This is a genomic window from Pseudoalteromonas sp. CO348 (assembly GCF_004208845.1).
Lineage (GTDB): Bacteria > Pseudomonadota > Gammaproteobacteria > Enterobacterales > Alteromonadaceae > Pseudoalteromonas > Pseudoalteromonas maricaloris.
The window spans coordinates 293109-313885 of the sequence record NZ_SGPI01000040.1 but is presented as its reverse complement, the minus strand read 5'-3'; the positions used below and the strand labels follow the sequence as shown (position 1 = coordinate 313885).

15 protein-coding genes are annotated in these 20777 nt (G+C 41.7%); 8 read left to right on the top strand and 7 right to left on the bottom strand.

From position 1 onward, the window contains the following. Positions 1-29: 29 nt before the first annotated feature. Complete coding sequence (locus EXT48_RS22395; RefSeq protein ID WP_240703429.1) at positions 30-1361, bottom strand: hypothetical protein; 1332 nt, start codon at positions 1359-1361, stop codon at positions 30-32. Positions 1362-1600: 239 nt separating this feature from the next. Between EXT48_RS22395 and EXT48_RS22390 the strand changes: the two genes are divergently transcribed. Next, positions 1601-2206, top strand: coding sequence for a LysE family translocator (locus EXT48_RS22390; protein WP_130165848.1), 606 nt, complete (start codon positions 1601-1603; stop codon positions 2204-2206). Positions 2207-2251: 45 nt separating this feature from the next. On the opposite strand, the gene EXT48_RS22385 is transcribed toward EXT48_RS22390, so the two are convergent. Continuing rightward, positions 2252-2410 (bottom strand): YqaE/Pmp3 family membrane protein, encoded by a 159-nt coding sequence (locus EXT48_RS22385; RefSeq protein WP_010369885.1) that lies wholly within the window; start codon positions 2408-2410, stop codon positions 2252-2254. A gap of 102 nt (positions 2411-2512) precedes the next feature. Between EXT48_RS22385 and EXT48_RS22380 the strand changes: the two genes are divergently transcribed. Then, positions 2513-2953, top strand: a complete 441-nt coding sequence (locus EXT48_RS22380; RefSeq protein WP_010369887.1) for an MgtC/SapB family protein — start codon at positions 2513-2515, stop codon at positions 2951-2953. A 391-nt stretch (positions 2954-3344) separates the two neighbouring features. On the opposite strand, the gene EXT48_RS22370 is transcribed toward EXT48_RS22380, so the two are convergent. Both EXT48_RS22370 and EXT48_RS22365 read right to left on the bottom strand, forming a co-directional pair. Further along, entirely contained in the window at positions 3345-5051 is a 1707-nt protein-coding gene (locus tag EXT48_RS22370; RefSeq protein WP_130165846.1) for an alkaline phosphatase D family protein, read from the bottom strand. 168 nt (positions 5052-5219) lie between these two features. Further along, the gene (locus EXT48_RS22365) at positions 5220-6122 is read right to left on the bottom strand and encodes a LysR substrate-binding domain-containing protein (protein WP_130165845.1); all 903 of its coding nucleotides are present in this window, start codon (positions 6120-6122) and stop codon (positions 5220-5222) included. A gap of 486 nt (positions 6123-6608) precedes the next feature. On the opposite strand from EXT48_RS22365, the gene EXT48_RS22355 reads away from it, so the two are divergent. After that, positions 6609-9197 (top strand): M1 family metallopeptidase, encoded by a 2589-nt coding sequence (locus tag EXT48_RS22355; RefSeq protein WP_130165843.1) that lies wholly within the window; start codon positions 6609-6611, stop codon positions 9195-9197. A gap of 63 nt (positions 9198-9260) precedes the next feature. Next, positions 9261-10007 (top strand): alpha/beta hydrolase, encoded by a 747-nt coding sequence (locus EXT48_RS22350; protein WP_130165842.1) that lies wholly within the window; start codon positions 9261-9263, stop codon positions 10005-10007. A 73-nt stretch (positions 10008-10080) separates the two neighbouring features. Here EXT48_RS22350 and EXT48_RS22345 read toward each other — a convergent pair whose 3' ends face one another. Further along, complete coding sequence (locus EXT48_RS22345; protein ID WP_130165841.1) at positions 10081-10563, bottom strand: hypothetical protein; 483 nt, start codon at positions 10561-10563, stop codon at positions 10081-10083. Positions 10564-10687: 124 nt separating this feature from the next. After that, positions 10688-13453: a methyl-accepting chemotaxis protein gene (locus EXT48_RS22340; protein WP_130165840.1), complete on the bottom strand. Its 2766-nt coding sequence runs from the start codon at positions 13451-13453 to the stop codon at positions 10688-10690. Positions 13454-13682: 229 nt separating this feature from the next. Between EXT48_RS22340 and EXT48_RS22335 the strand changes: the two genes are divergently transcribed. The 4 genes from EXT48_RS22335 to EXT48_RS22320 all read left to right on the top strand — a co-directional run bounded on the left by EXT48_RS22335 (position 13683) and on the right by EXT48_RS22320 (position 19600). After that, positions 13683-14795: a sensor histidine kinase gene (locus tag EXT48_RS22335; protein WP_130165839.1), complete on the top strand. Its 1113-nt coding sequence runs from the start codon at positions 13683-13685 to the stop codon at positions 14793-14795. Next, positions 14788-15414: a response regulator transcription factor gene (locus tag EXT48_RS22330; protein ID WP_130165838.1), complete on the top strand. Its 627-nt coding sequence runs from the start codon at positions 14788-14790 to the stop codon at positions 15412-15414. Before EXT48_RS22335 ends, EXT48_RS22330 begins: the two co-directional genes overlap by 8 nt. A 39-nt stretch (positions 15415-15453) precedes the next feature. Further along, on the top strand, positions 15454-16359 hold the full coding sequence (locus EXT48_RS22325) for a histone deacetylase (RefSeq protein ID WP_130165837.1): 906 nt from the start codon (positions 15454-15456) through the stop codon (positions 16357-16359). A gap of 286 nt (positions 16360-16645) precedes the next feature. Then, positions 16646-19600 (top strand): TonB-dependent receptor, encoded by a 2955-nt coding sequence (locus tag EXT48_RS22320; protein ID WP_165384136.1) that lies wholly within the window; start codon positions 16646-16648, stop codon positions 19598-19600. Between the two features lie 374 nt (positions 19601-19974). Here EXT48_RS22320 and EXT48_RS22315 read toward each other — a convergent pair whose 3' ends face one another. Further along, positions 19975-20700 (bottom strand): ABC transporter substrate-binding protein, encoded by a 726-nt coding sequence (locus EXT48_RS22315; RefSeq protein WP_130165835.1) that lies wholly within the window; start codon positions 20698-20700, stop codon positions 19975-19977. Positions 20701-20777 lie beyond the last annotated feature (77 nt).

Here is a 20777-nt window from a genome sequence, read left to right as displayed (position 1 = left end):
AATTGTCAGGGACTACATGAGGTTAAGTATTAATGGTCGTGAGATTCCTCTGCAGTAATACCAAGCCATACTAGTTTTTCTGGTACGTAATCTAGCTCAAATGTGTCTACCAGTTTGGCTTCTTCTAAATCAAACTTTTTAATTTGTTTTGCGATTGGGTCGCTCACATATACCGCTTGCTCTGAATGAGAAAATGTAATTTGGAAGCCGTGACCTTCTGGCATCGTAGTTAAATCAGCATCACTTACTTGTACTTCACCTGCGGCTTCAAAATGGTGCTCGCCATCATGATCATGACCGGCAAAAATGCTGAGTTTACCTGAGGTATCCATCACCACAACATGCTCACCTGCAAAGCTAAATCCAAAACTAGCAATGCGATAGTTATCACTTACTTGCCATTCAAGCTTCTCGATATGGCCATGCTCAGGGTCAACCATCAGCACATCATTACCTGCTGATGCGATAAACTGCTCTGCATCATGGTGGCCTTTAAGGGTGCCAATTCGCTGCCCGTCAGCAAAGTAATCTGGGTTAGCTAGTTTTACTGCACTAAAGCTTTCACCTTGCTGAGTGATAAGCGCAACACCGTCACCGCAACCAAATGCCACTGCTTCTTCATTTTGTGCGCTGCCGTGAAGTGCTGGACAGCTTACGTTAAATACCTGCTCTTGATGAAAATGGTCACCATGCGCATGATACAAACCAATTTGCGAGGGTAGAGAAGTTTCAGTTTGAGGGTCTCTGATCGTGCTAATTAGAAATTCACCTCGAGCTTGCGCCGCACCGTGCATGTAAGTGTCGTAATGTAATGCAGCAACTTCGCTTTGCTCGCCGCTAATATGCGCTTCAGTGAACATTGCAGCACTGGCATTCTGTTGGCTGTCTTTGTCGCCATCAGAGAATACAGCAATACCCGACTCGCCCACTGTAACGTGTGTTGGCTTCACTGATTCTAAATGGAACGAAGCAAGTGCAGGCGCTTCTTCATGAGTATGGTGATGATCGCCATGCTCCTCTTCATATAAACCGCCATCAATAAATTCTACTAAACCTTGGTCACGTTGCACCAAGACAGCAAAGCGGTGATTTTCAGAGCTATATACATATTTTGGATAGTGGGTAACGCCAATCGAGTCGATAAGTGATTTATCCGCCGTTGAGTACACATTCACAACGTTACTTTCAGCGCTAGTAACTAACAGACGACCATTTGCGTCTGCGATCGTATCTCCATGATCGTGATCATCATGACCATCGTCATCGTTGCCATTATCTTGGGCTGGCGGGTCTACTTTTACGATTGTGTGTTCAGTACCACCACATGCAGAAAGAAGAATTGCAGAAATGGCAACTGCCAAAAGTTTACCTTTTAATACCATGAGAGAGATCCTATTTTTATTTATGTTATACCATAACTTTAAATATGTTATCTTATAACAAAACTAAAAACAACACCTCGACTAATCACCTATTGACTATTTTACACACAAACCCAATAGTGAAGTATGAAATCCAATTGGCATTACCAGACAAAAGACACTCTCAAGATAACAAATGCCTTGATGTAACACCCAGACTATTTAAAAAGGACTACTTAATGGACTATTTGGTTGCTATCACTTTATTTGCTATTGCGTCTTCCGTAACGCCTGGGCCAAACAATATTATGGTGATGACATCTGGTGTTAATTTTGGCTTAAAGAGGAGCATTCCGCTATTAAGCGGTATTTGTGTGGGCTTTTCGATTATGCTTTTGCTGGTCGGCTTAGGTTTTGCGAAGCTTTTTGAGCTATTTCCTAGTTTGCACTTTATTTTAAAGTGCATTGGCGTCATTTATCTTCTATATCTTGCTTACCTTGTCGCGATGTCTTCACCCACAACTGATGCAGACTCAAGCCCTCAACCTTTTTCGTTTTTAAAAGGCGCACTATTTCAGTGGGTAAACGCAAAAGCATGGATTGTAGCAATAGGTGCTATTTCAACTTATACCTCCACTGGCGCAGATTTTATGAGTCAAAACTTGATGATCACCATTGTCTTTCTGCTGGTGTCATTTCCTTGTGTTGGGATCTGGTTGGTGTTTGGTTCATCGCTGAAACATGTATTAAAAAATGAGCAAAGTCGTAGATGGTTTAATTTTGTGATGGCTGCATTACTGGTGCTTTCAGTAATGCCAATTGTGCTGGAGATCTTTGCAGGATAATCCCCTGCAAAGATTACCGTGTTATTGTTACTTGTTGTCCGCTTTTTACCGACGGGCAATCACCCACACTGCATGCACAATTCCTGGTATATAACCCAACAATGTAAGCAAAATATTTAACCAAAAAGCCCCGCCAAGACCGACTTGTAAGAATACACCAAGTGGTGGAAGCAGAATTGCAATGATGATCCTCAATAAATCCATTGTTCTCTCCTAAAAGTTATAGACGCTTTCATTCTGCATGGGTTATGCCAATTCAAAGGAATGCCTTTTGCATTAACCCAATAACAGTATAGGAGATAAAAAATGCCAGATTGGATTAATCTTGATTTAGCACTCATTTGGTATCACTTTTACCAAATTATTTTTGCGTTTTTACTTACATTACCTTTGGCTATTAATAGAGAAAGTAGTTCCGATAGCGCGGGGCTTAGAACATTCCCATTAGTCGCTATTTCCTGTTGTGCTTTTATTTTAACAAGTATGGACGTCTTTGAATCACATGAAGCGCAAGCAAGAGTAATGTACGGTGTCATTACTGGAATTGGCTTTATTGGTGGTGGCTCTATTGTGAAAAATGATAATTCCACACATGGCACAGCAACCGCTGCAGGTATTTGGTTAACCGGGGCAATAGGGATCTCAAGCGCATATCAACGATATGAAATCGCAATTGTATTAAGCGCGGTCGGGTTTTTGGTGTTTCGCTTACTTGAGCCTTATAAAAAGCCTTCGAGTTCTCAATAGACTTACGTTGAACCTTTCGTTCTTTTGTTTGAGACTTGGCGCTTGAGCTCTAACTTTTCACCAAAGAAGTACTCGTAAACTAAAATAGCGACAAAATAAAAAAACCCAAAAACGCTGATATCAATAAGCAATTTACCGAAGTCAAAGGGATCTTCGAATAAAAAATATTCGAAATCAGTAAGATAAAAAACTAATTTAGTCAAAAAAAGTGCGGGTAAAAGTGAAATAACAAATTTCAAATTAATGTCCTTTTAATTTGCCTGAGGTACTATCCGAAGTGCAGTTTACCTGCTTTCTTCCTTGATTGCACGCAATATACATTTTATTTCGATAGTTTACAAAGAGTTACTATCTTATCAGCTGAGCACTAAGCTCAGCTGATAACGAAACATCAAAACTTGATAATAGTTGAAACCGCTTCCTCGTTTGCCGTTTCAATAGACATTTTCAGTTCACGATTTTGCCAATCTATATCTATCAAGCCGTAGTTACTTCCCGATTTATTAATCAAATGGCGGTTAGATGTTGTTAACTTTGCGATGTCTTTGCTTATTGCACCAACTCGTCCGGTTGGAATACTGGCACCTGCTGGCGCACAGTTGCCCCACTCACCTTCGATGCCTTTTTGGTTATCATCCACTTGGGTATAACACCAAGGCTTATCGTTGTCTCGCGTGATACAACCTTGGTAGGTTACACCTGCATATTTGAACGGTAACTGACATGCTTTGGCAAAATTGCCATCCCCTTTGTCATCTGCGTAAATCGGTAACCTTAATGGGTTTTCGATATGATAAGGCCAGTTTTGACCAAACCCTGATGCCGTCACTTCGTAGACGTTAACTGCTTGACCATATGTGCTACTTGCGGGAATAGTCTTTTGCAAAAGCTCTCCCCAGTGTTGATCGCCAGACAAAAACACAACGGCCTTAGTTTTACCTTCGTTCACTGATTTCTGTACTAACCTAAGCAAACGCTCTCTTTGCGCTGGCATTTCAGCCCAAGACTCATAACTAGTACCAGACATATTTGTTTCTTCTAATGACGCGATGGCAGCATTAAATGTTTTGCCGTCTCCATAAGCACAGTAGTTAGTTTTACTTCTGCCTTGATGCAGCGGAGGCAGTACTTGAATACCGCTTGCAATAAGCTTGATTTCTGATGGTTTTTGTAACTCTTGCTCAAGCCATTGCCACTGCGCCTCTCCCAATATGGTGCTACTTTCACCTTCACACGCACCGTAACTTGAAAAGGTTGGAGAGCGGAAGTAACGGGCATCCAATGTGATCACATGTGTGGTTTCGCCCGAGCCACCCAGCATTTTGGCTTCGTAAATACCAGCTTGACCATTTACTCTTGGATCAGCCTTATCGACATCAAAGTGACGCAAGTATTCTTTCTGTGCGTTTACTCTCTGTGGATAATGTTTACCTTCATTGTTCCAACCAAAATCGTGGTCATCCCAAGTCGCCATCACTGGGATCTTAGCCTCTAAAAACTTGCGATATTCACTATTGTTCTTTTTATCATCGTACTTCTGGCGCATCACTGCCATATCGGTGGTATCTGCGTAGATATTGTCCCCTAACCAAAGAAATAGGTCCGGTTGTTGACCAATTAGTTTAGCGAGCGCTTCGGGCATATCTCCTTTGGTTTTGAAACATGAGCCAAGTGCAACTCTATCTAATCGCTTACTTTGTAGGGGTTGAGTGTGAGCTAAAAGCGCTGGCGGCGCTTCTGGTTGGCATTCTTCCCAGCCGCCTTCTTCAAGATAGCACCAAGGTGCGGTGTGATTTCGGGTTGTACAGCCATAAAATTTTTCACCCTGATACTCCGATGGCGTTTTACACGCTTTTCCGGTTACTGTTTTGAATTCTGGGATGGTTTCTGTTCTAACATGACCCCATGTTGCGCCTTCGATGCTTTGTTTTAAATAGCACCACTGCGAACCTGAATTATTTTTATCCGTCGTCCCTTGATACTGTGCGGCTAGATAGTTAAAAGTGGATTTACAAGACTCGTAGTGAACTTCAGGTTCTGCATTGGCGACGCTGCTCATGAGCATCAACACGGCTGGTGTGAGAGTATAAGTTTTCATCGTTTCCTCGGTATTTGAATGTTGGCATCCTTGCTAGTTTTCCTTGCGGGAACGGAGTCTAATTCGGCAATGTTAAATTTTAGTTTAATATTTATTTCAAGTTCACATTTACTTCCGCATTCATGAAATAATACGAAAGAAGCTCAATTAGTGAGCCATAACTAGGCCTTATGGTAAGTGATTAATTAGCCAATCAATAAATACTTGGATCCGAGCTCTTTTTGGTGAATAGGGATCGAATAACACATAGCGTTGCCATACCACAGGGTGAGGGATATCAAAAAGCTGCACAATAAGTCCAGCTTGTTGAAAGTCTAAAAATAGCTCTTTGGAGACGATTGCAACACCTTGGCCTTTAAGCGCTGCACTCAATGCCATGTCATTAGAAGAGACTCGAGTGTGTGGACCTTTGGCACAAATACTTAAACCGCATATCCCTTGAGACTCAAACCACTGCTCCCAGCTTACTTTATCATCGTCGTGGTGAATAAGGTTGCATCTTGCTAAATCACTCGGAGACTTAATTTGCAGCGCTTCTTTGTAGCTTGGTGAACAAACAGGATAGTTGCTATCTTCCCCCAGATATAGCTGCTCAAGTCCGGCGGGACACGCTAATTCTTTCTTAGTAGAAAACCGGATCGCGATATCAATATGATTTAAACGAATATCTTCAAAGCGATTAGAGCCAAGCACACGAATTTGGATGTCGTCATGAGACTCGTAAAACGAAGATAAGTTAGGCATTAGCCATAAAGAGCAAAAAGACTGGGTTGACGTTATGGTCAAGCTACCAGCCAATTCTTGCGTTTGAATTTGATTTAATCCCCCAATAATGCGCTTAAACGCACTTTGAGTAGACATTAACAACACTTCGCCGGCTTCAGTTAAGTGCATATTTCGGCCCTTTCTTACAAAAAGCTTAACTGCAAGTGCATTTTCCAGTTGCCGCATTTGTTGACTTACTGCCGCTTGCGTAATGTTCAATTCGAGCGCAGCTTGAGTGTAACTTTGGAGCCGAGCTGCACTCTCAAAACAGCGTAGTGCACTTAAGTGCCTTAACCTCTTATCCATAAGTTCAACTTATATTAATTGTAATTAACTATCGTTGGTATCCTGCCATATTTTGACCCAAGATACAGTCATAAATTACTTAACCTGAACTCAGGTTACTCACTACTACGACAGGAGCAACAATGAATTATTGCAAACCAAAGCCAAAGTCACGGTTATTACACTGGTTAAATATAATCGGAGCCTATCTGAAGTTAGAACACACAGTGAAACATAAGTAGTTTCAATATGTGGGAACATAATTAAGTACGGTGAAGCCTGTTACAATTTTTGTTACACAAAAAGTCGACTAGCCGACCGCTACAATTTATTGATATTACTTAGTATTTTAAATATTGATCGGATAGAAAACCTTTATCCACACTCTTTTTGCAACAAGTTTTGTTAAAGTAAATGGAACATCGCGCTCATTATGTGTTGTTCACACCTAGTGACAACATACAGCACATTGATTACAACAATAACAAATATGGATAAAGGATTTTTATGCTATCTAAATCTCTGATATGCAGTGCTATTTTACTAGCTACTAGTGCTTCTGTTGATGCCCAATCTAATGCTGAACTTCATCGTCTAGCCACCGTAGCTAAACCGATAGAACAAGCAGTCACATTTAACTTAGATCCATCTAAGGAGCGTTTTTCAGGACACACGACTATAAAACTTGAGGTGCTCAAAGCCACCCAATTTATTGAGCTCAACGGATTAGACTATGCAATCAACACTGCTGAGTTAGTCGGAAAAGCGTCGTGTGAGCTCAGAGATAAAATGCTCGAAACCGGTAAAGTGAGACTAAGTTGCGAAAAAACACTGCAACCGGGTCGCTACACGCTTACTATTGACTATACCGCCCCTTACAATCGCAATAGCGTCGGTCTCTATAAAACCATAGACAATGGCGTGCCTTACTTATTTACTCAGTTTCAGATGAGTGATGCAAGAAGAGCAATACCAACGTTTGATGAACCTGAGTATAAAATTCCATTTCAACTCACTATTACCGCCCCTAACGATCAAAAAGTATTCGCCAACACGCCTGTTTTAGAGACCAAAAAGTCAAATGGCATGACCACCCACTACTTCGACAAGACGCCGCCCCTTCCTTCTTATTTAGTTGCCTTATCCGTTGGCCCATTCGAAGTACTTGATGTTAAAGGGATGGCGGTTCCAGGGAACATTATTACCCCACAAAAGAAATCAAATCTTGCCGCTTATTCCATCGAAAACACGCCAAAGATACTCAAAGCACTTGAAGACTATTTTGACTTACCCTATGTCTATAAAAAACTAGACCAAGTCGCAGTCCCTGAATTTCCGTTCGGAGCAATGGAGAATGCAGGCCTTGTGACTTACCGAGAAGATATATTACTTATCGATCCAGCAACGTCGACAAGACAAGCGCAAACTTCGCATGTGAACGTTATTGCTCATGAGCTCGCACACCAATGGTATGGTAATCTAGTTACGATGAAATGGTGGAATGATCTGTGGTTAAACGAAGCGTTTGCCACTTGGATGGCTGCAAAGATCACATTACAGTTGTTTCCTGAGCTAGAGACAAATTTATCCTTATCTCAACACAGTGCCATGCCCTATGATGCTCAAGCAACTACCTCACCGATCCGCAAACCGGTTATTACAGAGTCTGATGTAACAGACGGCTTGGGACTTGCGTACAGCAAAGGTAGCGCGGTACTTTACATGGTTGAGCAGTGGCTTGGGGAAGCAGTATTCAAGCAAGGCATGCGCAATTATACCCGCAAATTTGCTTATAAAAATGCAGAAGCCAAAGATCTTTGGAATGAGCTGGGTAAAGTGTCTAATAAAGATGTTGCGACAGTGCTAAACTCATTTGTATCACAAGCTTCATTTCCACTTTTGACGATTAAGTTAGATGGTCAGAATGCCACCTTATCCCAACAACGTTTTGTAATAAAAGGGCAAGAAGCGGCAGCACAAACTTGGTATATCCCCATAACATTGCGCTATGGTAAAGGTGACAAAACGGCCACTAAGACAATACTTCTAGACTCCAAGACACAACAGATTAAATTAGACTTTGAGCCTGAGTGGATCTTACCAAACGACAATGCGACAGGTTATTACCGTTGGGATCTTTCTGAGTCTCAACTCGCAAGCCTGATATCACATGCCCCAAACAAGCTAAACGAGCGGGAGAGATTAGACTTACTAAGCAATGTTGACGCGCTGATGGAGTCTGGAAAAATAAATGCCAATGCGTTGATGTTAACACTCAGTGAGTTTATTAACGACACTCATCCCAAAGTAGCAAAGGCCGCTCTTACTCAATTACTATCACAACATAAACAGTATGAAGACGATTCAAATAAGTTACTTTGGAAGAAACTTTATACCACTTATGTTGAGCCTGCGTTTTCTCGATATGGACTTGAGGCAAATGCAAATGAACCAGCTGCCACATCGGAAATACGTGCAGCATTGGTGAGAGCACTGGCTTTCGAGACCAAGCATCAAACCATTATTACGCATGCCAAAAAACAAGCGAGTTTATATTTAACGTCACCTGATAAAGTTGACCCCTACTTGGCGAGAAGTTTCCTGCAAATTGCCGCTTATTACGGTGATGCTGAGCTGTTGAAGTCGTACAAAAAGGTATTTGAAACTACTAATAACCCAACTCAACGTACTAATCTATTGCTTGCCATGGGGTATTTTGGTCCTCAAGAATTGCAACAACAAGTACTAGATTATGCCCTAAGCGAGCATGTAACAGCCTCAGACTTTAATTACATATTAAGCGGGAATGGTAAAGGCGATGAGCGAAAAGCGCTTTATCAAAAGTGGTTTTATCAGCACTTTGAGCGCTTAAAGGAACGTTTTCCTCCTTTTGCCAAGCCACAGCTACCTTTTTACCTATTTTCGTACTGTGACGCAGATGCGCTAAAACAGGCGCAGCAGTTTTTTGGACCAATGCAAAACGAGATAGAAGGCTTGAGTAAATCACTTAAACAACTGGAATTGGCAACAAATACCTGCATTATGCAAAAGCAAAGAGAGCTAGCATCAGTTAACCAATTTTTGAATAACTTGTAAAAGACTCCAACCAGTTGTGGCGCTTTTGGCTTTTGCTGAGCGCCACTATTTTTTAGGATAAATATGTTACGTTCATTTTTATTATTGCTATGTCTCCCATTCGCTTTGGCCGCTGAAACCGTGATTGATCCCACTCGTGATAGAGCAATTCCTGTAGAAATTCATCAGCCATCCAATACCGATAACTGCTCAACTACAGCGCTTTGTCCCGTTGCACTGCTAAGCGCCGGCTATGGTGTCTCACATACCGAATATCAATTCTTGGTTAAGACGCTGAACCAAGCAGGATATTTGGTTATTACTGTAGGCCATGAGCTTGCAACTGACCCTCCTCTTTCCGTCGAGGGGAACTTATACGAAACGCGCGCGGAAAACTGGCAGCGTGGCGCTGATACGCTAGTGTTTATTCACGATTACTTTAAGCCAAAGTTCACCACCTTTGATTTTGAGCATACCCTTTTAATTGGCCATTCGAATGGCGGTGACATTTCAGCATGGTTAATCAATCACGGCGCTAAATTTGCAAACCATATCATTACGCTAGACCATCGCAGAGTGCCATTACCAAGAAGCCTTGATGTAAAGGTATTGTCGATACGAGCAAGTGACTTTCCAGCAGACAAAGGAGTGCTGCCAAGTCGTGCAGAAACGCAAAAATATCAGGATTGTGTTGTCACAATAGCGAATGCAAAACACAACGACATGACTGACGAAGGTCCGAGCTGGCTAACAGACAAAATAGCACAAATTTTGGCTGCTCATTTAGCTGGTAAACCTTGCCTAGAGAATGAAAAAGTAAAAGACCAATAGTCGAAAAATGCTGAAAGAGAAGTGAGGAAATCTCACTCCTCTTTCTGTTTATATGTTCTATTTGAACTGAGCTTTATTTAATTTCAGCCACAGGCATTGATAGCGGTTTTACACACATAAAATATGCCCAAGCAATCAAAATGATTTGCAGTGGTGCTCTAATTAGCAAATAAACTGGTCCCCACTGATGTCCTCCCAAGCCAACGCTGTTGAGCGCGGCATACACGTTTGCGGGAAAAAACAGGATAAAAATGGCAATAGCCGCTTTTGCTGTAGGCAATTGATATTTAGGTATAAATAACAGAATCGCTACGACGAGTTCGATGACACCAGTGAAGTACACCAAAGGAAGCCTATACGGCACCCAACTAGGCAGCATTTCTACCATTCCCTGTGCTTTTACGATATGGCCAATAAAAAAGAACATGAATGCGATACCAAGGCCCCAACAGGCAAGCTTTGTTGTCTCTACCTGTACGCCTCTTACCTTTGAATAGATAATACCGAGTAATAACGGGCTGCAAAGTAACAGTATAATGATGATTGGTGTAACCATGGTTTATGCCTCATCCCTAAACATTGTTAGCGGCTAAAAAGCCACCAAGTTTATCCAATCATGTCACGTGATGTTCCTAAAAACAATAAAATTAGCAACCGTATGTGCTAGATTTTGCTGATCTTTAGCTCACCACTTTCATCAACTCCGCTTTAGTCTTGCCGATATCAAATTGCTCAACCATCTCTCTTAATTCATTGGCTTTACTCAACAATGACAGCCCCGATGCATTCGTCATCTCTACCAAAATATTGTTTTGTTGCGTGATACCATCAATTTGTTTAATCGCTAGATTAATTTGCTCAATACCACTTGATTGCGTATTGCAGGCCTCAGCGATAGTTTGCACTTGCGATGCAAGTCCATACACACTTTCCACGATGGTTTTTAACGTCTCACCGGATTCTGACGCCAGCTTAGATCCTTGCTTCACTTTGATGTTACTGCTTCCCAACAACTCAGAAATGTCTTTTGAGGCGCTTGCACTGCGCAGCGCTAAATTTCTCACTTCTGAGGCAACGACCGCAAAACCTTTTCCTTTTTCTCCCGCTCTTGCAGCTTCAACAGAGGCGTTCAGCGCTAATAAGTTAGTTTGAAACGCAATAGAATCAATAACCTCAATGACGGTAAGTATTTCTTTAGCACTCTTACTAATTTCGGTCATTGCCTCAATCGTTGATTCAACCACCTTTCCACCTTGCTGTGCTTGCTGGTTAACTTCTATAGCCAACTGATTAGCAGATTGCGCATTACTGGCGTTTGAGTGCACGGTTTCGGTGATTTCACCAACTGATACCCGTGTTTCTTCAATAGATGCAGCTTGAGAAGAGGATCGTTCACTTAACTCTTCGATGCCTGTGGTGATCTGCTGTACCGAAACCGTGATGGATTCCGCCATGGCGAGTAGCTTTTGCATCATATTAGCTAAGTTGCCAACACTGGTATTCACCGATTGTTTCAGCAGCGCAAAATCACCCGCATAACTTTTTTCAACTTGGCGAGTTAAATTTCCCTGAGACAGCCCATCCATCACATTCATGCACTCCTTAAGTGGCGCTTCAATCGAGTCCAGCGTTTCATTCATGGCTGTAATTATGCAGGCATATGCGCCATGGTGATTGCTAGCGTCTGCTCTATGATGCAAGTCTCCTTCGCTGGCCGCTTCAGCAAGCTTTTCGGCATCGGTTAGCATCAATTTAATCGCACCAACACAAGCAAAGAGGCTTTGATAGATGCTATCAAACTCTCCTTTATAACCATCATTCGTTAAGGCGGGTAATTCTCCTTTTGCGATACTTTCTAGATATCCACTAGTAAGGGCTACGGGTTTAGAGACCGCATCAAGCGTTTCATTAACGCCACGAATGATTTTCCGAAATTCACCCTGATGTTTGGCTTCATCCGCGCGAGTAGAGAGCTCCCCTTCTCCTGCGGCGGCAACTAAACTGTAAGTATCCTCAATAAGTAACGATAGTGATGAGGTGGCGCGCTGTAAGGCCATATGTATTTGCGCAAATTCGCCCTTAAACTCACCGCTAATCTGCTCGGGAATTTCTCCTTTTGAAAGCGAAGTAAGATATTGTTTTGTTTGGCTAATGGGCTGCTCAACAGCATCAAGTAGTTTGTTAAGTCCGCTGGCTATTAATTTCATAGAGCCAACGTATCCCTCAAGGTTTATACGTTCACTTAGTTTGCCATCGGAAGCTGACTTAATGAGCTGTTCAACCTGTTGTTCTGCACGTCTTGTCTGGCTTAAATCCTTAAATTCAAATACCGTACCTAACACCCTACCATTTTGATCGGAAACTGGGTTGGCGGTTACTGCAATGATTATGTCACCTACGCACCACTCCCACTCTAGCTGACGTACTAATTGACCCGCAGCCTGGTGCAGTGCTTTAGAGCTGTGAAGTAAAGCTTCGGGAATTGGATGATTAACGACTTCAGTCGGCACACTTAACGCAGTGCGGTAACGATCAAATAAAGAATCACATTGTGCATTTACGTAGATCACTTGATTACTGTCATCACATAAAAGCACGGGCGCGGCCACGTTATTTAGCGCATAACGGATCCGTAAGTTTTCTTTTGCTTGTAGCTCTAGCTTTTGAGTCGCATCAAGTAAGCTAGTTTGCATTTGCCGTAAATTTGCCAGTAAATTACCTATTTCATCGTTACTGTGTACAACGACTTTGTTGTCTAATCGACCACTCGCAATTGCTTTCGCCACATCAGATGCACGGCGGATTGGACGAGTGATTAAATGCTGCATATACCAAGTCAGTAATCCTAAAGTCACAAGCGCAATAATGATGAGTCCTAGGGTACTAAAAAAGATAAGTTGGTTTTTTGTCGCGACAATTTCACTCGTTCTCGTGTCTACTAACGCGTTAATTTGCTCATTAATTTCAAGTAAGTAAACACTTGCTTGGCGGTCTATTCCACTCACTGAAGCATCAGCAAGGTTAATATCAAAGCCTGAACTTTTGAATAGTTCCACCGCTTCACGATATTTTTGTCCTAAGGTGAGGTGTTCTTTTTGATATTCACGCAACTTATTTTCTAGGGTGACTGGTAACGCATAGGCAGAAACAATTGAACTGAGTTGCTTTTGTACTTCAGCTTCTTTGGTTTCAAATCTTGACCAATATTTATTTAGCTGGGCAGGATCCCTTCCTCTAATGAGTACATTTTTCCACTCTTGTACTTGGGTTTTGAAATCATCGAGCACTATGTTTATTTGCTCGCGAGCAGCCAATTCATTGTCTATCATGCTGTCATACTGCTCCGCGACGCGTTTCATCACCAAAACAGTAATCATCGCACCGATGAGCATTACCACTAAACCCGCAGTTACCGCAGAAATAAGTTTTGCCTTAACACTTTTCATTCTGAGTATCCCTAATTATGAAAAGATTGTTACATAAAGATAGAACAGGAATAGTGGTGCCACAAATCAATGCAGTATCAAGGGTGAAAAACCGTTATTGCACTTTGATTTACAATGTAAAACTTATGACATTCGTCATCATCACAGAGTCACAAATATCTGCTAGGATAGGTTCGCAAGAGAATAAAGGAATAATACCTGCAGAGCAGGTTTTTAGCGGAGTAAGTAGATGTCGGCGTTTTTTCGCTATCCGACGGCTTGGTTGGTAACAACCATTTTCACTTGGTTAGCCGTTGCAATACCAAGTTTGATTTATGCTCAGCAAAAAGCACAATGGCTGCCTTGGGTACAGCATATCGGTGTTTTGATCCTCGTACTTTTATGTATCAATGAATCCGAAAAATACTATGGCTACAAGGTTAGGTATTCAATGCTGTTTGTATTGGCACTTTTGATCCAGTCAATTAACCTTACCTCCCCGGCCGCAATTCATCTCATTTACAACGTAAAACTCGTTGGGATCCTTGCTTTTTATGTTCCTTTAAGTTTTGCGCTTGGGTATATCCTAGTTACCTCCTGCTTATATGTTGCGTCGCAATACTTTTTTTGGGGACATGGTTTTGAATATCTCAACGCTGTGTTATTTGCTTGTTTTCAGTTATTTGCGTACGTGGTGTGTAAAAGAATGCAAAAAGAACAAGAAGCCAAAGAAGCGCTACAACTCGCGCACAGTGAGCTATCTGCAACGCAGTCTCTGCTAAGCCAAAGTATTGCTAAACAAGAGCGACTTCAGTTAGCACGAGAATTACATGACGATGTTGGACATCAAATAACCAGTCTGATTGTAAATTTAGATGTCGCAAGACGAACTGCGGCTGCACCATTAACCGAGCTATTAGATAGCTGCTATTTGCAAGCTAAAGACACCCTAAAATGTATTCGCGATTTAGTCAGCGACAAGCGTAGCAACGAGCATATCGATCTCCATGATGCATTGCTGAGGCTTACTGAATCAATCCCTCGTCTTAACATTGAACTCGACTATGAACATCATCCCTTACTCGAGAAATTAAGTTATGCCAATTGCATTTTAAAATGCTGCCAAGAGGCCATCACCAATACCTTGAAGCACGCCAAGGCGGATAAAATGCAAGTACGAGTGTATTGTCAACAAGGGTTAAAAGTACAAATAAGTGACAACGGCATTACCTTAAATAGTATTCGATTTGGAAATGGTCTGGCTGGTATGCAGGAACGGATCCAAGAACTCGGCGGCAGTCTTGATGTGTCAACTCATCAAGGCGTAACATTAACTATCCATTTTGGGACGACAAATGGCTAAAATATCAGTTTACCTAGTCGATGATCAGGCGCTTGTGCGCCAAGGTATGCAAGCACTGCTTTCGCTAAGTGGTGACATTATTTGTTCTGGAAGTTGTGGCAGCGGCAGTGAGTTCATCCAACAGGTTCAATTAAACCAAATTACAGCTGACATTGTACTTTTAGATATGCGAATGCCTGAGCTAGATGGTGTCGATGTACTCACCGAGCTTTTGCCTTTGGCAATCAAGTTTAAAGTCATTATCCTCACTACCTTCAACGATACCGCAAAGCTAAAATTAGCCCTAGAGCTTGGTGCTAAAGGCTGTCTTCTTAAAGATGTGGACTTAGAAGAGTTAATTGATGCAGTTCGACAAGTCCATCAAGGTGAACTCATCATCCAAGACGAGCTTGCTGAGACCTTACTAAAACCTGACCCCACTTTAGATAAGCTCACCACACGAGAAAAGGATATTTTAAAACTAATCGCGAAAGGATATTCCAATAAGGAAATCGCCAATACATTATATAAAGCGGAAGGTACCATCCGTAACTCGGTTTCTTGTTTGCTCGCAAAACTACAAGTACGAGACAGAACACAAGCAACACTGAAAGCTAAAGCGCTCGGCTTCGGGGATTGATATTGCTACACTGCCATATCGCCATTTCCGGAGCCGTTTTTGAACAACCCAAATTTACCACTAGTTTATCACTCTAATTACTCATTCAATTTTGACCCAAAGCACCGCTTCGTGATGAGTAAATTTGCGCGTCTTTACCATGAAGTAGACGCATTAGGGCTCATTCACAACAATGTTTATAGCCCTGAAGCCGGCGACCCATCGCCACTTGAAAGCGTGCACTGCGAGCAATATATTTGGGACTTATGGCGTGATCAACTCAACGCTAAAATGATGCGCCGTATCGGCTTGCCTTGGTCGGAGCAGCTTATGGCACGTACTTTTACTGCGCCTCTTGGAACGCTAAAAACTGCAGAACTTGCGCTTAAACATGGTATTGCATGCCATTTAGCCGGAGGCACGCACCACGCACACTATGATTTTGGCTCTGGTTTTTGCATGGTAAACGATCTCGCTTTTACGACCACACATCTGCTCGACAGCAATCAGATCACCAATGCCTTAATCTTTGACTTGGATGTTCATCAAGGCGACGGTACCGCCGCCATGTTGAAGCACAACCCGTATGTTTATACCTGCTCAATCCACTGCGAGAAAAACTTCCCCTTTCGTAAGCATGATAGCGATTTAGATATTGGCTTAGAAGTAGGGATCAGTGACACTCACTACCTAGAAGTTGTCGCACATACACTTGAGTCATTATTGATTGATCTAAATCCAGATATTGTGCTGTACGACGCTGGTGTCGATGTTTGGCAAGGTGATAACTTAGGTAAATTGGATATCTCATGGCTTGGCATTGCGAAACGAGATGCACTGGTGCTGAGCTTATGTCAAAAGCATGGTGTCCCTGTCGCGACCGTGATTGGTGGCGGATACGATAAAGATCACCAAAGATTAGCAAAGCGCCACGCGATTGTGGTGCAACAAGCTGCAAAACTTTAAACCAACTAAGCAACCGTCAAATCAAACAAGTTTCCCTTTATTCTTCAATGAATAAACTCCTCATCAAAAACAACAAATTTATATTATTAATTCAATTTTTCTCAACTTTTTTGGAAGAAATAGTCAAATTGAGACGAAATATGTTAGATCTTTACAAATGGAAGAACAAAAAACGCTAACCATTTGTTTATTATACTTATAATAAAATTTTAAAATTTACATTTGTAAACATATACAGACTTTGTTACAAAATATGTGCATCTTTGCAAAATATAAAGGAATAATAATGAAAATAAACTTAGTTACATTAGGTGTTGTACTTGCACTCTCTTCAGCTGCTCCTGCGTTCGCAGATAACTCAACGGGCTCAATTTCAGGCATTGCCAGCCACGGTTCTGTTGTAACAATCAAAAATAAAAATACAGGCCTTTCAAGAACGTTTTCCGTATCAACGAATGAGAAGTTTCACTTTAGACAATTACCTACCGGTAATTATACCGTTTCTAATGGTGAGCAAAGCTTCGACATAGTTGTAACTGTTGGTGGTACGCGCTCTATCGATTTTACAGACAAAGTTGAAGTTCTTAGTGTCGTTGGCTCCCGAGTTTCCCCCTTAGATTTAACTTCAGTGGAGTCAGCAACCGTCTTTACTGCGGAAGATATAGATCGACTACCAATTACAAAGGACTTAACGAGTGTTGCATTACTTGCTCCAGGTACAACTAAAGGTGATTCAGGCTTTGGAAATCTAGCATCATTCGGTGGCGCATCTGTTGCTGAAAATGGCTATTATATCAATGGCTTCGATGTTACAAACATTCGGAAATTTACTTCTTTTGCCAATCTTCCTTACGATGGCGTATCACAACAACAAGTTAAAACGGGTGGTTATGGTGCCGAGTATGGACGTTCGCTCGGTGGCGTCGTGAATATCGTGACAAAACGCGGTTCCAATGATTGGGAGTTTGGAGGCTCAGCATATTGGACACCAAAAAGCTTGCGTGAAGATCGAACCGATAACTTAAGCAAGCAAACCGACCCTTCTTCGAGCGAAAAGTATCATGTATATAATTCTGACAATACGTATGATTACTTGAAATATAACGTTTACGGTTCAGGTCCGATCATTGAAGACAAACTATTTTTCTTCGCAATGTATCAATGGCGCGACGATGAATGGAACGATTTTAATGTCGACAGAAGTACGCGGAACACCGATGAGTCTCCGTTAGGCTTATTTAAGTTAGACTGGAATATTACTGATAGTCAGGTATTAGAATATACCTATATTCTTAATGATGATGAGTACACGATTCATCCATACACCAACCCTGAAGATGAATATTACACGGGTAAGCATGGCACGCCAGCAGACCCATACTCAATAAGTGACAGTGGTGATATTCATATCCTTAGCTACACGGGGTATATCACAGATAACCTAACTGTAAATGCACTTCTTGGGCGTATGAAGTTTGACTCTAGTGTTAGAAATCCACTTGAAGGACCAGGAGCTGAATGCCCATTAGTTTATGATCGCCGCGAGACTCCAACTTCTTCACAACGGATCGGTTGTTGGGGTAAAGATTCAAACCAATATTATCGCTACGATCCTGAAGGAGAAACAGAATCTGATACTCGTGATTCGATTCGACTGGGATTACGCTACGACATTGGCGCACACAGTATTTCTTTTGGCTATGACAAAGAAGAGTTTGAATCAACCAAACTCGGACGAGAGTTCTCTGGTGGTGATTACTGGCGCTGGCATAGGGGCACAGGAAGTGAAGTACGAGGTGTGGTTGTACCCGAAGGACAAGATTATGTTCGCCACCGTACTCTCACAGAAGCTTCGGGTAAATATCTCGTGGAGAATACCGCGTTTTATCTAACTGATGAGTGGCAAGTCACAGACGACATAATTCTTCGACTAGGTATTCGTGCTGAAGGGTTCGAAAACTTTAACTCAAAGGGTGAATCCTTTGTGAAAGGTGACACTAAATATGCGCCTCGATTGGGGTTCTCTTGGGATGTCTTTGGTGAAGGTGATAAAAAGCTATTTGCCACAGCTGGACGCTATTATATTCCTATTTCGGCCAATACTAACATTCGTGGTTCTGGTATAGAGTTTTCCACAGAAGAATACTTCCTTGTCGATAGTGCTGATGAAGATCCAACAACAAGTGCACCAACCAAGTTAGGTGCTAAATTAGGCGAAACATCATACAACGGTGATGAAAATCCTCCTCACCCTGGTTCTATTGCTGCTATTAACCTTGAACCAATGCACCAAGATGAGTTCATCTTAGGCTATCAGCAAGAGTTTGATACTTGGACCGTAGGAGTTAAAGCAATTTATCGTGAAATAAAAGATGGTATGGATGACTACTGTGGTCACCAAGCATTTATAAACTATGCAACCGATAATGGCTACAATAACTTCGACTACAATAGCATGGCAAATTGTATGATGATGAACCCTGGCAATAATGTTGAAATTGCTATGGATCTTGAAAACGATGGAAACTATCAAGCCGTTTCAATTCCCGCCAGCTACTTTGACCTAGATAAATATAAACGTACCTACACTGCTGTAGAGTTCTTTTGGGAACGAGCATTTGAAGACAATTGGTATTTAAAAGGCTCATACAGTTATGCTAAGAGTAAAGGGAACGCGGAAGGTTATGTGAATTCGACATTAGAGCAGGATGATGCAGGAGCCACACAAGATGTGGATCATGCATTATTCCAAAAAGGTGCTGATGGCTACTTACCGAATGATAGACGTCATACATTGAAACTGTTTGGCGGATATAACATCACAGAAGAAATCGCAGTGTCTGCAAATATTTTGGTTCAGTCTGGTAGACCAGTAAGCTGCTATGGATATCTACCATTGGAGCAATACAAAGACGAATTAGGTGTTGATTATAGCGGTCTTGCAGGTTATAGCGCATCTTCATTCTTTTGCCAAGGCAAGCTAGGCAGTCGCGGTAATGAAGGAAGAACACCTTGGGTTAAAACTGTAGATTTAGGTGTTACATATAAACCTGAGTGGGCAGAAAACCTAACGTTACGCGCAAATATTAAAAATGCATTTAACTCTCAAGAAGTTACAGAATATACGGAGACAAGTGAAATTGGCTCTGCATCAGCGCCTGAAGCAAACCCAAATTACTTAAATGCTTCAAACTATTTAACACCTAGAAGAGTTGAGTTATCAGTCAGTTATAAATTTTAGAACATAGAATCAAGCTCAATGCGTTGTTAACCCAAGCATTGAGCTTTTCTAACTAAAGTTAGCTGTGAGGAACATACAACCGTTCTGTAGAACAGCACTAAATCATGCGCTATTTAAATTAATTTTCAAGTAGTTAGAACCATCTTCTCCTTTCTTTAGACAGCTATCTCCACTAAAAGAAAATTACATACCATTTATGAAAACTTCACAAACAATTCGTTTACCAAAATAACTACAAAAGTAGTGCTATTTTGAACTTCAAGTGCAGAACAACGTGGGATAACGGCAGCGTGGCGGTTGGTCAAATTAAGCTTAGCTACTAATATTGATTAGTGCCCTAACACTCTGGGCAATCTTTCCCTAAGGATTGCCTATTATGGTCCAACAAATTCTTGATTATGCTTTACCAGTGCACGCCTAATTCGGTCTATGAGCATCGGATCTGTATCCTTGCTAAATGCCATACATCCACGCTGCTGACTTGCCTTCGTCACTTCTAAAAGCGGTGTAACTTCGTCATCGTTAAGCCCTGCAGTTTTAAGTTCTTCACTCATGATGTATTCCGTTGACATTACAAGGTCTATCCGCCCTTTGAAAAAGAGTTTGTAAAAGCTTTTGGAGTCGGCGGCAACAACCAAATGCTCTCCTTGAGTAAATCCGTGTTGAATCAAAAAATCATAATAGATATTGCCTTTTACTACTGCAGAAGTGTACTGCTTGGCATCTTCCAATGAAGCCACTTGAATATCTTTGCGCGTTTTAAGCTTGAAGAAATACACGCCCACAGGGCGGATCAAAGGGCATGCCCATTCATAGTCAGCTTCACGCTCAGCGGTACGATAAATAGAGTAAATCATTGTATTTGGGCGCTCTTTGGCAATTTTCATTGCCCGTACCCAAGGGTAAACTTTTATCTCGTAGTCAACTTCAGCAGCAGCAAGCACTTCCCTTACCTTTTTTGTTGCTCTCCCAACAACCTCACCTTTGTCATTGGTGAAGTTGTACGGCTTCCACTCTTCGGTTACCACGAGTAGATCTTTTGCAGAGGCACTCAAACTCGTTAAAGAGAGTATAATCAGGCTATAAATCGCTAATTTCATTACATAAGCCAATATTTCTTCTCCGCTTTTTGCAATTCCACCTTAACTCATGCACCATATTAAAAATATAAAGTTTC

What these genes read in the sequence shown, in the direction of transcription:
- EXT48_RS22390 (WP_130165848.1), top strand. Translation starts at nt 1,601, where the DNA reads ATGGACTATTTGGTTGCTATCACTTTATTTGCTATTGCGTCTTCCGTA.
- EXT48_RS22385 (WP_010369885.1), bottom strand. Translation starts at nt 2,410, where the DNA reads ATGGATTTATTGAGGATCATCATTGCAATTCTGCTTCCACCACTTGGT.
- EXT48_RS22380 (WP_010369887.1), top strand. Translation starts at nt 2,513, where the DNA reads ATGCCAGATTGGATTAATCTTGATTTAGCACTCATTTGGTATCACTTT.
- EXT48_RS22370 (WP_130165846.1), bottom strand. Translation starts at nt 5,051, where the DNA reads ATGAAAACTTATACTCTCACACCAGCCGTGTTGATGCTCATGAGCAGC.
- EXT48_RS22365 (WP_130165845.1), bottom strand. Translation starts at nt 6,122, where the DNA reads ATGGATAAGAGGTTAAGGCACTTAAGTGCACTACGCTGTTTTGAGAGT.
- EXT48_RS22355 (WP_130165843.1), top strand. Translation starts at nt 6,609, where the DNA reads ATGCTATCTAAATCTCTGATATGCAGTGCTATTTTACTAGCTACTAGT.
- EXT48_RS22350 (WP_130165842.1), top strand. Translation starts at nt 9,261, where the DNA reads ATGTTACGTTCATTTTTATTATTGCTATGTCTCCCATTCGCTTTGGCC.
- EXT48_RS22345 (WP_130165841.1), bottom strand. Translation starts at nt 10,563, where the DNA reads ATGGTTACACCAATCATCATTATACTGTTACTTTGCAGCCCGTTATTA.
- EXT48_RS22340 (WP_130165840.1), bottom strand. Translation starts at nt 13,453, where the DNA reads ATGAAAAGTGTTAAGGCAAAACTTATTTCTGCGGTAACTGCGGGTTTA.
- EXT48_RS22335 (WP_130165839.1), top strand. Translation starts at nt 13,683, where the DNA reads ATGTCGGCGTTTTTTCGCTATCCGACGGCTTGGTTGGTAACAACCATT.
- EXT48_RS22330 (WP_130165838.1), top strand. Translation starts at nt 14,788, where the DNA reads ATGGCTAAAATATCAGTTTACCTAGTCGATGATCAGGCGCTTGTGCGC.
- EXT48_RS22320 (WP_165384136.1), top strand. Translation starts at nt 16,646, where the DNA reads ATGAAAATAAACTTAGTTACATTAGGTGTTGTACTTGCACTCTCTTCA.
- EXT48_RS22315 (WP_130165835.1), bottom strand. Translation starts at nt 20,700, where the DNA reads ATGAAATTAGCGATTTATAGCCTGATTATACTCTCTTTAACGAGTTTG.